This is a genomic window from Streptomyces sp. ISL-87, from assembly GCF_018614095.1.
Classification (GTDB): Bacteria; Actinomycetota; Actinomycetes; order Streptomycetales; family Streptomycetaceae; genus Streptomyces.
Genome location: NZ_JAGGOY010000090.1, coordinates 1 through 14436 on the forward strand (window position 1 = coordinate 1; position 14436 = coordinate 14436).

Sequence of the window (14436 nt, forward strand, 5' to 3'; positions counted from 1 at the left end):
GGGCCGACTCACCAAGCGGATACGGCGTGCCCTCACCCGATCGAGAAGGCCGCGGAAGCGGCTTGGGGCGAGTTCGCAAGGCGCGTGCAGCCGGTCTTTGCTGGCCGAGCTGCCCGTCAGAGGGAACCCGTAGGAGATGAGCCCGAGGCGCCGAATGTCCCGGACCGGGAGTTCCCTGCGTCGGCCGGCCTTGCCGACCTGGCCTACAAGCTCGAGCGCGCCCTGGAGCAGATCGAAGAGCTGCAAGAGCGTGTCGAGCGCCTGGAACGCGGCAACACCGACTGAGTCCCAAAGAAATGACCGAGCGTCCCAGAGTCGTTCGGCTCAGCGGGGACGCTTCGCATCCATGGGTCAGGGCTGGTACTCGTAGCCGATGGTGAAGCGGGGCGGCAGGCACCATTCCCCGTACTCGATGATCCCCTCCGCGTCCGACCAGCGGTGGGCACCGGCCAGGATCGGGGAACCCACGGGCAGCCCCAGGGCGCTGGCCTCGCGGGCGTCGGCGGGGCGGGCGTGCATATCGTCGCGGGCGTGGGTGATCGTGCGACCAGTCGCTTCGAGGACCCTCGCGGACAACCCATGGTTCCTGCCGGGGGCGGTGTTCAGCAGATCGGGGACCAGGGCGGCGAACGGCGCCGGGTACCAGGTAACCGCGAACACGGTCCGTGTCTTGCCCCGGCCGGCCAGCCACTCTCGCCGCACCACCTGATCTCCGGCTTCCAGATCGAAGATCTCGGCCACATACAGCGGCGGGGCGATCAGCTCGGCGGCCGTCACCCGGCTCGTCTCACCCTCCGCGAGGAACGACTTCACCCGCTGCACCCTGGCCAGCCGGTCACGCGCCGACAGGGTCCACCTCGGGTCATCTGCGACGAACGTCCCCCTGGGAGTGGTGCGAATGAAGTTCTCCACCTGGAGAGCTTGCAGCGCCCTCGACACCGTGGCGGCGGCGGCCTGCCACTGCCCGGCGATCTCGCGATTGGTCGGCAGCTTGGCGCCCGGCTCAAGCTCCCCCGCCAGGATGCGCTCCCGGAAGTGATCCGCGATCTTCGTGAACGTCTTGGTACTGGGCATGAGGTATGCCTCTCCAGTCAGTTGACGCGCTGTCAGTCAGAGCACACTAGTGCACTACGAACCGTAGCGGGAGTGCTTCGGCCACTCGAATACTGAACTAGAGCACCGACCTGTCAACAGGTCAGCCATGTGATGTTCGAAGGGTGGCGACGCACCATGAGTGAGCCGACCAGGTATTCGACTGCGCCTGTTGAACTGCCGTTGCGCCTGAAGCCTGATCCGACGCCCGTCGAGGGCTGCGCGGGCTGCACCGAACTGGCCAACGTCCGCGACCGCGCACGCGTAGTCGGCGACATGGCGACGGTGACCGACTGCAATGTCTACATGCGACGCCACCCCGAGGGTCACCAGTGAGCACCCGCGCCGTATACCGGCACGTCGCCCACACCATCCGGCACGTCCCCGAAGGCGGCGTCGCCTACGAAACGTTATGCGTGACCGAGGGTGCGACGCCGAATCCGGCCCACACGACGAGCAGGAAGCAGCGCAGGACTGGGCACTTCGGCACACTGGAAGAACCGGCCACGTGATCGGCGAGGGGCAGTGCAGGGCCCTCGCTAGAGGCTTGAGCCGAGGCCGCCCGGGGTGCGGCCTACCGGTTCGTCGCGGCCCTGGGCCCAGAGGGAGCGGACGTGGCCGAGGTGGCGGGTCATGCAGGCCTCGGCGGCCTCCGCGTCGCCGCTGAGCATCAGGTCCAGCAGTTCGACGTGCTCCTCGGCGGAGGAGACCAGCTTGCCGGCCTCGTCCAGGCCGGTCAGGCCGTAGAGGCGGGAACGCTTGCGGAGGTCGCCGACGGTTTCGACCAGGCGGTCGTTGCCTGACAGCGCCAGCAGGGCGAGGTGGAAGCGGCGGTCCGCTTCCAGGTAGCCGATGAGGTTGTGTTCGCGGGCGCTGGTGACGATCTCCTCGGCGAAGGGGCGCAGCGCCTCCAGCTGTTCCGGCGTGGCGATCTTCGTGATCCGGCCGATGGTCGGGACCTCGATCATCGTGCGCAGTTCGGTGTACTGGTCCAGGTCGCGCTCGCTGACCTCGGTGATCCGGAAACCCTTGTTGCGGACCGGTTCCACCAGGCCCTCGCGGGCCAGGTCGAGCATCGCCTCGCGGACCGGGGTGGCGGAGACGCCGAGTTCGGCGGCCAGACCGGGCGCCGAGTAGACGTTGCCGGGCCGGAGTTCGCCCGCTATCAGGGCTGCTCGGAGGGCATGGCCGACCTGGTCCCGGAGCCGTTCCTGGGCCTTGATGAGACTGTGCTGCTTCAGGTCACCCATTGCTTTTCCTCCGAGACCCCTCACACCACCGGCGTGCAGAGGAACAGCGTACAATGTCACGTTACGCTGCTCCTCCCGGTGGCTCCGGTAGCGCGGTACATCGCCACCGCCACAGCGAGATCTTCCCAGGCCATGCCCACGCTCTTGAAGAGCTGTGGACAACTTGGCCGCCCCGCCGTCGGCATTCGCCCCGCGACCAGGTCGGCGAGGGTGCCGGTGATATGACCGGGGCCGATGGCGCCTTCCGACTCCGGGACCAGCAGGTCGCCCGCCTCGCGCAGCGCCGCCGCGCGCGATTCGACGTACACGGCCGCGCGGCGCACCAGCGCCGTGTCCGTTTCGCGGGCCTCCGGCTCGTGCGAGCCCACCGCGACGACCACCGCGCCGGCGGGCACCAGACGCCCGTCGAAGAGGGGGGTGCGAGCGGTCGTACAGCAGATGACCAGGTCGGCGCCCGCGACATCGGCCGGGGTGCCGGTACGGGCGGACACCCCGAGCGTCCTGGCGTGGGCGGCGAGTTTCTCCGCGCCCACCGGGTCGCGGGCTACGACGATGGCCCGTGACAACTCCCTTACCGCGAGCACCGCTTCGAGGTGGCCGTATGCCTGGGGGCCGGAGCCGAACAGCACCAGCCGCAGGGGCGGGCCGCCCGGGGCCAGGTACCGCAGTGCGAGGGCGGATACCGCCGGGGTGCGCAGGGCGGTCAGGGCCGCGCCGTCGAGGAGGGCCAGCGGGCGCAGGGTGGGGCCGTCGAGCAGGAGGTAGGAGCCGGTGATGCGGGGCAGGCCCCGCTCCGGGTTGGCGGGCGCGACCCCGGCGATCTTCACCCCGGCGTACGCCCCCGACGCGACCGGCATCAGCAGCAACTCCCCGCCGGGGACGGGGAGGGCGGTGCGCGGCGGGTCCGTCTCCGGGTCGTGTCCGGCGCGCAGGGCGTCGGCCAGTGCGTCCGCCGCCGCGGCCGGGGTGAGGAGTGCGGACATCTCGTCGGCGGACAGCTGCGGGATCACAGGAGGAAGCCCGCGCCGAGGGCGTCGTTGGGGTCGACGGCGAAGGTGTGCTCGCCGGTGCGGTACGCAGTGCCGGTGACCTCCGTGATCAGGCCGTCGGCGGATGGCCCGGGGAGCGCCCGGCCCGTGAACACCGTGCCCACCACCGATTCGTGCAGCAGGTCCTCGCCCGGCCCGAGCCGCCCGTCCTCCGCCAGCAGCGCGAGCCGCGCCGAGGTACCGGAGCCGCAGGGCGAGCGGTCGGTCTGCCCGTCGGCGAAGACGGTGACGTTGCGCTGGTGCGGCCCGAAGGGGGTGTCGGGCAGCTCCTCGTACAGGATCACCCCGTAGACCCCGGACAGCAGCGGGCCCCCGGGGTGCCAGGTGCCGGGGTGGGTGGCCAGCGCGGCGCGGATCTCCTGCCCGGCTCGTACGAGTTCGGGCAGCGCGGCCCTGGACACCTCCAGGCCGAGGTCCCGGGCGGCGACGGAGGCGTAACAGGCACCCGCGTGGGCGATGTCCACCTCCGCGAGCCCCAGCGTGGTGGCGACGGGCACCTTGCGGGCGCTGACCCGGGCCGGGACGTTGCGGAAGGTGACACCGGTGGTGCGGCCGCCGTCCCGGTGCACGGTGGCGGTGACCCGCCCGGAGGGTACGTCGATACGCACCTGGGCGTCACCGTCGTCGGGGGCGGCGACCCGGCCGGTGTCCACGGCCCAGGCGCCGAGCGCCATGGTGCCGTGCCCGCAGGCGGTGGAGTAGCCGTCCTTGTGCCAGAACAGCACCCCGAAGTGGGCCCCGTCGTCGTCCGGGGGCACGACGAACCCGCCGTACATCCCCGCGTGCCCGCGCGGCTCCTGCACCAGCAGGCGCCGTACGTCGTCCAGCGCGCCCCGGCGCGGGGCGGTCCCGGAGCCTCCCGGGCCGATCGCGGTGGCGCAGCGCTCGGCGACGGTGTCCCCGGGGACGGGCGGGATGCCCGCGGAGGCGACGTCGACGATCCGGAAAGGCTCGCCCGCGGTGTGGTAGTCGGTGGTGCTGACGCTGGTCACAACAGGAACCCTCCGGGGAACGGGTCGGACGGGTCGAGGAAGTACTGGGCGGTGCCGGTGACCCACGCGCGCCCGGTGACGGTGGGGACGACGGCCGGGAGCCCGCCGACGGTGGTCTCCTCGATCAGCCGGCCGGTGAACTCGGTGCCGATGAAGGACTCGTTGACGAAGTCCGCGCCGAGCTCCAGCAGGCCGCGGGCGTGCAGCTGGGCCATGCGCGCGCTGGTCCCCGTACCGCAGGGCGAGCGGTCGAACCAGCCCGGGTGGATGGCCATGGCGTGCCGGGAGCGGCGGGCGTCGGAGCCGGGGGCGGCGAGGTAGACGTGCTTGACCCCGGCGATGGACGGGTTCTCGGGGTGGACGGGCCGGTCGCCGGAGGCGTTGATCGCGTCCATGATCGCCAGCCCGGCGGCGAGCAGGTCGTCCTTGCGGTCCCGGTCGAAGGGGAGCCCGAGGGCGTCGAGTTCGACGAAGGCGTAGAAGTTGCCGCCGTAGGCGAGGTCGTAGGTGACCGTGCCGAAGCCGGGGACGTCGGCCTTCAGGTCGAGCCCGACGCAGAAGGCCGGGACGTTGGTGAACGTGACGGCCTTGGCCGCGCCGTCCTCCACCCGGACGTCCACGCTCACCAGCCCGGCGGGGGTGTCGAGCCGGACGGTGGTGACCGGCTCGACGGCCGGCACCATCCCGGTCTCGACCAGGACGGTGGCGACCCCGATGGTCCCGTGCCCGCACATCGGCAGCAGGCCCGACACCTCGATGTAGAGCACGCCGAAGTCGGCGTCGGGCCGGGTGGGGGGCTGGAGGACGGCGCCGCTCATCGCGGAGTGCCCGCGCGGCTCGTACATGAGCAGGGTGCGGACGTGGTCCATGTGCTCGATGAAGTGGAGCCGCTTCTCGGCCATGGTGGCGCCGGGGATCACCCCGATTCCCCCGGTGATCACCCGGGTCGGCATGCCCTCGGTGTGCGAGTCCACCGCGTGGTAGATGTGGCGCGTGCGCATGGGGTCCCCCCGGTCGGCTAGTTGAGGCCCTCGGCGAGGGCCTTCTCGGTCGCGGCGCGGACGGCCGCCTCGATCTCCCCCGTGAGCGGGAAGCGCGGCGGGCGGGTGGCGCCGCCGGGGCGGCCGGCCAGGTCCATGGAGAGCTTGATGGCCTGGACGAACTCGGTCTTGGAGTCCCAGCGGAGCAGCGAGTGCAGGGACTTGTAGAGCGGCAGGGCGGTGGCGAGGTCGCCGGCGACGGCGGCCCGGTAGAGGGTGGCGCAGGACTGGGGCAGCGCGTTGGGGTAGCCCGCGATCCAGCCGACCGCGCCCGCGAGGGCCAGCTCCAGCAGGACGTCGTCGGCGCCGATGAGCAGGTCGAGTCCGGGGGCGAGTTCGGCGATCTCGTAGGCGCGGCGGACGTCCCCGCTGAACTCCTTGACGGCGACGATGCTGCCGTCGCCGTGGAGGCGGGCGAGCAGGGCCGGCGTCAGGTCCACCTTGGTGTCTATGGGGTTGTTGTACGCGACGACGGGCAGCCCGGCCCCGGCGACCTCGGCGTAGTGGGCGCGTACGGTCTGCTCGTCGGCGCGGAAGGCGTTCGGGGGCAGCAGCAGGACGGAGCCCGCGCCCGCGTCGGCGGCCTGGGCGGCCCAGCGGCGGGCCTCGGCGCTCCCGTAGGCGGCGACACCGGGCATGACGCGGGCGCCGTCGCCCGCGGCCTCGACCGCGGTGCGGACGACCCGCGCGCGCTCCTCGTCGGTGAGGGTCTGGTACTCCCCGAGGGAGCCGTTGGGGACGACGCCGTCGCAGCCGTTGGCGATCAGCCAGGCCACGTGTTCGGCGTACGCGTCGTAGTCGACGGTGAGGTCCTCGCGCAGGGGCAGCGCGGTGGCGACCATGATGCCGTGCCAGGGGCGGGTGCGGGTGGCGGCGGGCGCGGGGGTGTGCGCGTGGGTCATGAGAGAGCTCCCTAGAGTGGTGTGTGACATTTTACTAGGGGTGCGAGGCGGCCACAAGGGTCCGGACGTGCCGGATCAGCCGTCCGCGGGGGGAAGTTCGGCGAGGTGGCGCAATGGAACCGGGCAGGAGAAAGGTCTGCGGTCCGGGGCCGGCTCCTCGCCGGCGAGGGCGGCGACGGCCGGGCCGCACATACGGCCCTGGCACCAGCCCATGCCGGCCCGGGTCAGCAGCTTGACGGTACGGGCGTCCCGAGCGCCCAGGTCGCGAACGGCCTCGCGGATCCGGCCGGCCGGGACCTCCTCGCAGCGGCACACGTCGGCGTCGTCGCGGAGCCATTCGGTCCAGCCGGGGCCGGGCCGGTGCGCGGCGCCCATCGCGTCGGCGAAGGCGCGCAGCCGTGAGCGGCGGCGGACCAGGGCGGCCGGGGCGGGCGCGCCGGCGATCGAGAGGGCCGCCAGCTCACCCTCCACCAGAGCTAGTTGGGCGCCGCCGATGCCGCCGGTCTCACCGGCGGACCAGATGCCGGGCACGGAGGTCCGCTGCTGGGCGTCCAGCTCCAGGGCCACGGTGCCGTCGGCGCTGCGGCGGGTGGCGCAGCCGAGGCCGGTGGCCAGCTCCAGCTGGGGCACGAGCCCGTGGCCCACGGCGAGCGCGTCGCATGGGATCCGGCGGGCGGTGCCGGGGAGGGGGCGCCAGTCCCGGTCGAGGCGGGTCACCGTCACGGCCTGGACGCGGTCGGTCCCGTGGGCCTCGGTCACGGCGTGCCGGGTGAGCAGCCGGACCTGGTGGCGGAGCAACGCACCGCCGTACGTGGCGGCCTCGGCGAGTTTGCCGGGGTTGCGCAGCAGGGCGGGGAGCCGGCCGGCGTACGCGGTGTAGGCGGCGGCTTCGATGACGGCGGGCACCCGCGCCCCGGCGGCGGCGAGCGACCCGGCCACGGCGAGCAGCAGGGGCCCGCTCCCGGCGACGACCACCCGCCGGCCCGGCAGGACGAGCCCGCCCTTGAGCATGGCCTGGGCCCCGCCGGCCCCGACGACTCCGGGCAGCGTCCAGCCGGGGAAGGGGAGCTGGCGCTCGTAGGCCCCGGTGGCGAGCAGCACCCGGCGGGCCCGGACGGCGGCCGGTGCCTCCTCGGGGCCGGCCACGGCGTGCAGCAGCCAGCCGTCGCCATCGGGGACCACGGTCCAGACGTGGTGGGCGGGGAGGTACGTGATCCGGCCGGCCGACTCGTGGGCGCGCAGGGCGGCTTCGCGGGTGGCGAAGTCGGACCAGCCGTGGTGCAGGGCGTCGGGCCGGGTGGCGCCGAGGCCGGGCGCGGGATGCCGGTAGTACTGGCCGCCGGGGCGCTCCCCCGCGTCCAGGACGGTGACCTGCTGCCCGAGCGAGGCGGCGGTGACGGCCGCGGCCAGCCCGGCCGGACCGGCCCCGACTACGGCGAGCCCGACCGGGCGGTCGGACATGAGGCCGGGGACGCGGGCGGACACGAGGGCGGGCGGCCGGCCGGCGGCGGGGTCGGCCGGGCGGGACTGCCCGGGCGCGGGGTCAGCCTCGCGGGACTGCCCAGGCGCCGGCTCAGCCTCACGGGACTGCCCAGGCGCCGGCTCAGCCTCACGGGACTGCCCAGGCGCCGGCTCAGCCTCACGGGACTGCCCAGGCGCCGGCTCAGCCTCACGGGACTGCCCAGGCGCCGGCTCAGCCGGGCGGGACTGCCCAGGCGCCGGGGCGGCCGGGCGGGAGCGGTCAGACGGCGAGGCTGGCACGGCCGGTCCCTTCCTGGGTGGTGACGGTGTCTCCGGGGCGGGCCGGGACGAGGCAGGCGCGCTGGTTGGGGCGGCCGTTGACGGTGACGAGGCAGTCGTAGCAGCTCCCGATCCCGCAGAACGCGCCGCGCGGGGCGCCGCCTTCGCGGGTGGTCCGCCAGGCGAGGATCCCGGCGCCCCAGAGCACGGCGGCGATGCTCTGCCCCGCCTGCGCGGTCAGTTCCCGGCCGTCGAAGCGCAGGACGTACGTCGCCGCCGGGGCTCCGCCGACGAGGTCGCGGGGCGACCGGTCAGGGGTGTGGTCAGTCATGGGCCGGTCTCCTTCGGGGTGCGGGGACGGGGCGCCCATCGGGCAGGCGCGGGCGTGGCGGGCCGGATCGGGGGTCCGCCGCGCGGAGCGGTCTCCCCGCCCCGCTCCTTCTCCGTTCCCGGGGGCGCCACCCCCGGTCTCCCGGCCGTCAAACGCCGGACGGGCTGAAAAGGCGGGGCGGGCCGGGGGTTGCCGCGGAGCGGCACATCCTGCCTCGCCCGGGGGCACCCCCAGAGGTAGCCGGGGGAAGAGAAAGGGCGGGGCGGGGAGAAGCTCTGCGCAGCGGTACCCACGTCGGCGGGCCTGCGGCCGCGCCGGGCGTGGCCGGGTCATTGCGCGTCCTGCGGGCCGGTGTCAAACGGGCGGTCCGGGCGGAACGGCCCGGGGGGCAGAGGTGGTTCGGTCCCGGTGAGGGCGGCCGCGATCAGCAGGCCCGTCGCCGGGGCCAGGCCGATGCCCGCGCCCTCGTGCCCGCAGGCGTGCAGCAGCCCCGGCACCCGGGGGTCCGGGCCGATCGCCGGGAGGTGGTCCGGGAGGTACGGGCGGAAGCCGTGGTAGGTCCGCAGCACCCGCACATCCGCCAGGACGGGGAACAGCGCGGCCGCCTGGACCGCGAGCCGGCGCAGGGCCTCCACCGACAGGCTGCGGTCGAAGCCGACCCGCTCCCGGGTCGCCCCGATGAGGACCGGGCCCGAGGGGGTGCCCTCGACCACCGCCGAGGACTGCAGGGCCGCGGAACCGCTGGCCACGTCCGCGATGTAATCCGCGGCGTACACCTTGTGCCGCACCACCCGCGGCAGCGGCTCGGTCACCAGGACGAATCCGCGACGCGGGAGCACCGGGAGGTTCACCCCGGCCATTTCCGCGATGCGGCCGCCCCAGGTTCCGGCCGCGTTGACTACGGCCGGGGCCAGGAGTTCCCGGTTCCGGGTCCGGACTCCCCGTACGGCCCCGCGTCCCAGGAGGATCCCCGTGACCTCCTCGCCCAGGTACACCTCGGCCCCCGACGCGGCCAGCAGCCGCGCCGCCGCCTGGGCCGGCTGGACCTGGGAGTCCTGCGGGTAGTGGAAGCCGCCCGCGAGGCCCGGGGCCAGATGGGGCTCCAGGTCGTGCAGGGTGGCCGCCCCCACCTCCACCGCCTCGACCCCGGCGGCGCGCTGGCCGTCCGCGAAGGTCCGTAGAGCCTTGAGGGTGGTTTCGTCCGGGGCGACGACGAGCCCGCCCTTGCCTTCGTACTCGATCTCCTGAGGGAGGACCGCGGCGAGCTCTCGCCACAGGCCCGCCGACAGCAGGGCGAGGTCCAGCTCCGGGCCGGCCTCTTTGTCGGAGACCAGCAGGTTGCCTTCCCCGGCGCCGGTCGTGCCGCCCGCGACGGGGCCTCGGTCGACGACGGCGACCGAGAGTCCGGAGCGGGCCGCGTAGTACGCGCATGCGGCTCCGACGACGCCGGCGCCGATGATCACGATGTCCAGGGAATGTCTCTTGGGCACGGCAGTAATATGTCACATTCTTTAGTGGGTTCCTAGGTCCTGAGGGTCCAGGTGCCCAGGGTCGACAGGGCCGGTCCCGCCCCCGTTGGAGTCAGGACCGGCCCAGCGGCGGATCAGCTGCGCAGCGGGCCGTCGCAGCTGTAGTCCGACGATCCCGCGACGTGGTTGCTCCAGATCTCCACCGGACCGAAGGAGCAGTTCATGTCGGCCAGGTTGTTGGAGGCCGCGCCCGCCCGGTCGAGGATGAAGTAGTCCACCGTCTCGGACATGTCCTTGAAGTTCTGGTCGTCACTGCGCCAGTTCTTCAGGTTCGCGGTGATCCGCCCGGTACAGGTGAAGCGGCGCTTGCCGGGATCGCCGTTCTCCACGCAGTCCGGGGTGTTGTACGTGGCCGTGGCGAAGGACGACTTCACCGACGCCAGCGCGGAGTCCCGCAGCTGGTCGTTCGCGGTGAAGGTGGTGTTCGGCACGTAGAGCTGGTCCACCTTGGCGATCTGCGCGTCCAGGAAGCGGTCGTAGTCGCGCTGGAGGTAGGTGTCCGCGCCCATCCGGTGGCGCCAGGAGTCGAACGCCGCCACGTCGTTGGCCCGCAGGTGGGTGTACATCTCGCGCAGCAGCGAGGGCTTCTCGGTCCACAGGAACTCGAAGAAGGTGCCGGCGTAGTTGTAGAAGCGGAAGCCGTCGCCGTCGTACGTGGCGTTCAGCAGCTGCTCGACCGACATCCGGGGGCCGCCGCCCGAGGTGTCGTTGATGATGCCCTTGACCAGGGACTTGCGGACGGCGATGCCGTCGTCGCGGGTGGCGCCGTCGAAGAACTCGGCGGTGCCCTCGTCCATGGCGGTCGTCCGGTCACCCTCGTACCAGGGACCCTCGCCGAAGAACCCGGGGACGGCGAAACGGCCGTTGAGGTAGTGCGTGTACTCGTGGCGGAAGAGCTCTTCCAGGGTGAGCGTGGAGTCCTGCGGGACGCGGCGCTGGTAGGTGTAGAAGGTGGCGCCGTTCTCGATGTACATGCCGCCGTTGTTGGTGCCGTAACCGGTCAGGATCGGCTGGTAGTTCACGTAGTCGGCGCGCGAGGCGTACAGCACGATGTTCAGCGTGGTGTTGGGGTCGCCGGCGAGCGGCTTGTCGGTGCCCAGCACACGGTGGAACTGGGTCTTGACCTGCTTGCTCGCGTAGTAGAGCTGGTCGACGGTCGCCCGGTCGAGCGCGGTGCGGACCTTGATGCCGCCGTTGTCGTAGGAGTAGGTGTTGGGGAACAGCAGCTTCTCGATGTCCTCCTTGCACACGCCGTACGGCTTGCACGCCTCGTAGAAGTTGAGCCAGGAGACGATCTTGGCCCACTGCTCGCTGCCGCTCCCCCAGCCGGACTTGACCGGCTCCAGCAGGGCGCCGAGGTCTGCGACTATCTGGCCCTTGAGGGCGGGGATCTGGCCGAAGCGGCCGTACTCGCCGAGGGCGTCGCGGGCCACCCAGGCGTTGCCGGTGTCCTTGAGGTGGGTGTACGTGGCGAAGGCCTTGAAGGCGGCGCGGTACGAGGCGTCGGCGGTCACCGCGGCGTGGAAGGCGGTGTCCTGGTTGCCCGGGTAGATACCGAGGTAGTTGGCGGAGAGCGCGGCGAGGACCGCGCCACCCCAGGCGGCGTCCTTGTTCGTCGCGGTGTGCGACGCGTCCATGGTGGCCAGGACCTTCTTGATGAGGCCGAGCTGGTGCTGGCGCAGGCCGGGCGCGCTGGCGGCGTACAAGGCCTCACGCAGGGTGCGGGCGTTGGAGCCGGTGGCGTCGAAGGTGTGGGCGGCGTTGCCGAAGTCGGCGATGGCCTGGCGCATGGCGTCGACGGTCGGGGCGTCGGTGACGTCGATCTCGTCGCGCGAGTAGTCGTGGTAGGCGACGGCGTGCAGGTAGGTGAACATCTCCTCCAGGTGCGAGGAGTTACGGCCGTCATGGGAGGCGGCCAGGCTGGATATCCGGCGGGAGACGGCCTGGACGTGCGCGTCGGACATGACCGGGGCCAGGCGGGCGTCCCAGGTCCAGATCAGGCCGCGCAGGCAGCCGTCGGCGAGGACGGCCGGGTCGCCGAGGAAGTCGGCGAACTGCTCCGGGGAGAGGCTCTTGATCCCGTCGAGGGTGCAGGGGACGGCGACGGCGAGGCTCCGCGCGGTGGACGCGGCCTGGGCGGCGGCCAGCTTCCGGCTCTTCTCCGTGCGTTCGGAGGACGCGGCCGGCGCGACGGCGGCCTTGGCCGCGCCGGGGACCCGGCCGTCGGCGACGGCCTGGCCGCCGGGGGCCGGGGCGGGCGCCGGGGTGACCTCCTGGGCGGAAGCGAGGTGGTCGACCTCGTCGAACGGGTTCGCGCCGGGGGCGCCGGAGGTGAAGGTGCCGGGCGCCGATACGGCGGGCGCCTTGGCGGGGGTGCCGGATTCGGCGGCCTGGGTCACGGCCTGGCCCGCGGTGGCGAGGAGGGTGACCGTCACGGCGGCGGAGAGGAGAGACGTACGCACAGCTCTGGGCTGGGACACCAAAAACTCCTGTTGGGAGGGGAGGTGGGGGAAATGGTGCGCGCGGTGGTGCGTTAACTGCCTTGCGTCACACGGCGTTTGACGGGGATTAACGTGCCGAGGTGTGAGCTGTAACATAGTAATGTGAAATTGCACTGACAAGACCTGTGCGCCCACCAGTTCGCATCTTCTTGAGGGAGACCCCATGACCGACGCCCCCTCCCGCCTCAACATCGGCAGCCACGACCTACCGGTATCCCCCGAGTTGTCCCGGTTCATGGCCGGCGACTGGGCCGGCTCACCGCTGCCCGACTCCGCGCAGGTCGCCGCCTACGCGCTCACGCCCGCCCGCCGCGCCCGGCTCTCGGCGCGCTTCCCCGGCGAGCGGCTGATCGTCCCGGCCGGGGAACTCACGGTCCGCTCCAACGACTGCGACTACCGCTTCCGCCCGCACAGCGCGTACGCCTGGCTGACGGGACTGACGGGCGAGGACCAGGTGGGCCACGTCCTGGTCCTGGAGCCGTCCGGCGCCCACGGGCACGAGGCGGTGCTGTACCTGCGGCCGCGCTCGCCGCGGGCCGACGGGAACGAGGAGTTCTACCGGGACCGCAGGTACGGGGAGTTCTGGGTGGGCCGCCGCCCCGACCTGGCGGAGGCGGAGCGCCTGACGGGCCTGCGCTGCGCCCACCTGGACACGCTGGGCTCACCGGCGGGCCGCCATGCCGCGACCGACACCGAACTGGCGGCCGTGCTCTCCGAGTTGCGCCTGGTGAAGGACGCGTGGGAGGTCGCCCAGCTCCAGCTGGCGGTCGACCACACGGCGGCAGGGTTCGAGGACGCCGTACGGGCACTCCCCCAGGCCCTGGCGCACCCGCGCGGGGAGCGGTGGATCGAGGGGGTCTTCGGGCTGCGCGCCCGCGCGGAGGGGAACGGCACGGGGTACGACACGATCGCGGCCTCGGGCGCCCACGCGTGCGTGCTGCACTGGATCCGCAACGACGGCCGGCTGGACCGGGACGAACTGCTGCTGCTGGACGCGGGCGTGGAGACGGACACCCTCTACACGGCGGACATCACCCGCACGCTCCCGCTGTCAGGGCGGTTCTCCCCCGTCCAGCGGCAGGTCTACGAACTGGTCCTGGCAGCCCAGGAGGCAGGCATGGCGGCGCTCCGGCCGGGGGCGAGCTTCCGCGACTTCCACCGGGCCGGGATGCGCGTCATCGCGGAGGGGCTGACGGAATGGGGCGTCCTGAAGAACGCGGAGGGCGACCTGCACCGGCGCTACACGCTGTGCAGCAGCGGGCACATGCTGGGGCTGGACGTGCACGACTGCGCGAAGGCGCGGGCCGAGACGTACCTGGACGGGGTGCTGGAGGAAGGACAGGTACTGACGGTCGAGCCGGGCCTGTACCTCCAGCCGGACGACGAGACGCTCCCGGCGGAACTTCGCGGCATCGGGGTGCGCATCGAGGACGACCTGGTCATCACGGCGACGGGCGCCCGACTGATGTCGGGCGCCCTGCCGCGCACGGTGGCGGGCATCGAGGAGTGGATGGGGAACCTGCTGGAGGGTTAGGTCCGGCTCAGCGGTTCCGGTCAGCGGTCCCGCTCAGTGGTTCCGGTCAGTGGTTCCGGTCAGTGGTTCCGGTCAGTGGTCCCGCTCAGTGGTCCCGCTCAGTGGTTCCTGCCGTCGTTCCAGCTGTAGTTCCAGCCGTCGTTGTACCAACGGTCGTTGTGGCGGTCGTTGTTGCGGTCGTTGTGGCGGTCGTTGTTGCGGTCGTTGTTGCGGTCGTTGTTGCGGTCGTTGTTGCGGTCGTTGTTGCGGTTGGGGTTGTTCCTCGCGGCGTCCGAGACGTCGTCCCAGCACCAACTGGGCCGGTCGTTGTAGCGGGAGGAGTCACAGCACTCGTTCCAGTACTCCCCACGCCATTCGTCGGAGCACCAGTAGGTCCGCGAGTTCTGTGGAAGACCCGCTGCCACGGCGCCACTGACGGGCATCAGGCCGAGCGTGACTCCGGCGGCCCCTGCCACGGCTACCGCAACGATCCTACG

The 14436-nt window shown here is 72.5% G+C and carries 13 protein-coding genes and 1 pseudogene; 3 read left to right on the forward strand and 11 right to left on the reverse strand.

From position 1 onward, the window contains the following. Window positions 1-285 (forward strand): annotated as a pseudogene (locus J7I97_RS29850) (hypothetical protein); the annotation flags it as partial. 66 nt (window positions 286-351) lie between these two features. Here the strand turns inward: J7I97_RS29850 and J7I97_RS29855 are convergent. After that, window positions 352-1074, reverse strand: a complete 723-nt coding sequence (locus J7I97_RS29855) for a GntR family transcriptional regulator (RefSeq protein ID WP_214940984.1) — start codon at window positions 1072-1074, stop codon at window positions 352-354. A gap of 156 nt (window positions 1075-1230) precedes the next feature. Here J7I97_RS29855 and J7I97_RS29860 point away from each other — a divergent pair, with 156 nt between their 5' ends. After that, on the forward strand, window positions 1231-1428 hold the full coding sequence (locus J7I97_RS29860; RefSeq protein ID WP_214940987.1) for a hypothetical protein: 198 nt from the start codon (window positions 1231-1233) through the stop codon (window positions 1426-1428). Window positions 1429-1631: 203 nt separating this feature from the next. On the opposite strand, the gene J7I97_RS29865 is transcribed toward J7I97_RS29860, so the two are convergent. From J7I97_RS29865 to J7I97_RS29905, 9 genes are all read right to left on the reverse strand, one after another. Continuing rightward, window positions 1632-2342, reverse strand: coding sequence for a GntR family transcriptional regulator (locus J7I97_RS29865; RefSeq protein WP_214940990.1), 711 nt, complete (start codon window positions 2340-2342; stop codon window positions 1632-1634). A 56-nt stretch (window positions 2343-2398) separates the two neighbouring features. Continuing rightward, complete coding sequence (locus tag J7I97_RS29870) at window positions 2399-3325, reverse strand: ornithine cyclodeaminase family protein (RefSeq protein WP_374195526.1); 927 nt, start codon at window positions 3323-3325, stop codon at window positions 2399-2401. 23 nt (window positions 3326-3348) lie between these two features. Further along, window positions 3349-4383: a proline racemase family protein gene (locus J7I97_RS29875; protein ID WP_308365918.1), complete on the reverse strand. Its 1035-nt coding sequence runs from the start codon at window positions 4381-4383 to the stop codon at window positions 3349-3351. Then, a complete protein-coding gene (locus J7I97_RS29880; RefSeq protein WP_214940996.1) occupies window positions 4380-5384 on the reverse strand; it encodes a proline racemase family protein in 1005 nt (334 codons plus the stop codon). Before J7I97_RS29880 ends, J7I97_RS29875 begins: the two co-directional genes overlap by 4 nt. A gap of 17 nt (window positions 5385-5401) precedes the next feature. Beyond that, a complete protein-coding gene (locus J7I97_RS29885; RefSeq protein WP_214940998.1) occupies window positions 5402-6325 on the reverse strand; it encodes a dihydrodipicolinate synthase family protein in 924 nt (307 codons plus the stop codon). Between the two features lie 75 nt (window positions 6326-6400). After that, complete coding sequence (locus tag J7I97_RS29890; RefSeq protein WP_214941002.1) at window positions 6401-7786, reverse strand: NAD(P)/FAD-dependent oxidoreductase; 1386 nt, start codon at window positions 7784-7786, stop codon at window positions 6401-6403. Between the two features lie 280 nt (window positions 7787-8066). Continuing rightward, entirely contained in the window at window positions 8067-8396 is a 330-nt protein-coding gene (locus J7I97_RS29895) for a (2Fe-2S)-binding protein (protein WP_214941005.1), read from the reverse strand. A 329-nt stretch (window positions 8397-8725) separates the two neighbouring features. Then, a complete protein-coding gene (locus J7I97_RS29900; protein ID WP_214941007.1) occupies window positions 8726-9886 on the reverse strand; it encodes an FAD-binding oxidoreductase in 1161 nt (386 codons plus the stop codon). Window positions 9887-9999: 113 nt separating this feature from the next. Continuing rightward, window positions 10000-12405: a collagenase gene (locus tag J7I97_RS29905; protein WP_214941010.1), complete on the reverse strand. Its 2406-nt coding sequence runs from the start codon at window positions 12403-12405 to the stop codon at window positions 10000-10002. Between the two features lie 184 nt (window positions 12406-12589). Between J7I97_RS29905 and J7I97_RS29910 the strand changes: the two genes are divergently transcribed. Next, complete coding sequence (locus tag J7I97_RS29910; protein ID WP_214941013.1) at window positions 12590-13960, forward strand: aminopeptidase P family protein; 1371 nt, start codon at window positions 12590-12592, stop codon at window positions 13958-13960. A 98-nt stretch (window positions 13961-14058) separates the two neighbouring features. Here J7I97_RS29910 and J7I97_RS29915 read toward each other — a convergent pair whose 3' ends face one another. Further along, the gene (locus tag J7I97_RS29915; RefSeq protein ID WP_214941016.1) at window positions 14059-14382 is read right to left on the reverse strand and encodes a hypothetical protein; all 324 of its coding nucleotides are present in this window, start codon (window positions 14380-14382) and stop codon (window positions 14059-14061) included. Window positions 14383-14436 lie beyond the last annotated feature (54 nt).

Bases quoted from the DNA above. Each gene is read 5' to 3' on its own strand.
- J7I97_RS29855 (WP_214940984.1), bottom strand. From the start codon at position 1,074: ATGCCCAGTACCAAGACGTTCACGAAGATCGCGGATCACTTCCGGGAG.
- J7I97_RS29860 (WP_214940987.1), top strand. From the start codon at position 1,231: ATGAGTGAGCCGACCAGGTATTCGACTGCGCCTGTTGAACTGCCGTTG.
- J7I97_RS29865 (WP_214940990.1), bottom strand. From the start codon at position 2,342: ATGGGTGACCTGAAGCAGCACAGTCTCATCAAGGCCCAGGAACGGCTC.
- J7I97_RS29870 (WP_374195526.1), bottom strand. From the start codon at position 3,325: ATGTCCGCACTCCTCACCCCGGCCGCGGCGGCGGACGCACTGGCCGAC.
- J7I97_RS29880 (WP_214940996.1), bottom strand. From the start codon at position 5,384: ATGCGCACGCGCCACATCTACCACGCGGTGGACTCGCACACCGAGGGC.
- J7I97_RS29885 (WP_214940998.1), bottom strand. From the start codon at position 6,325: ATGACCCACGCGCACACCCCCGCGCCCGCCGCCACCCGCACCCGCCCC.
- J7I97_RS29890 (WP_214941002.1), bottom strand. From the start codon at position 7,786: ATGTCCGACCGCCCGGTCGGGCTCGCCGTAGTCGGGGCCGGTCCGGCC.
- J7I97_RS29895 (WP_214941005.1), bottom strand. From the start codon at position 8,396: ATGACTGACCACACCCCTGACCGGTCGCCCCGCGACCTCGTCGGCGGA.
- J7I97_RS29910 (WP_214941013.1), top strand. From the start codon at position 12,590: ATGACCGACGCCCCCTCCCGCCTCAACATCGGCAGCCACGACCTACCG.
- J7I97_RS29915 (WP_214941016.1), bottom strand. From the start codon at position 14,382: ATGCCCGTCAGTGGCGCCGTGGCAGCGGGTCTTCCACAGAACTCGCGG.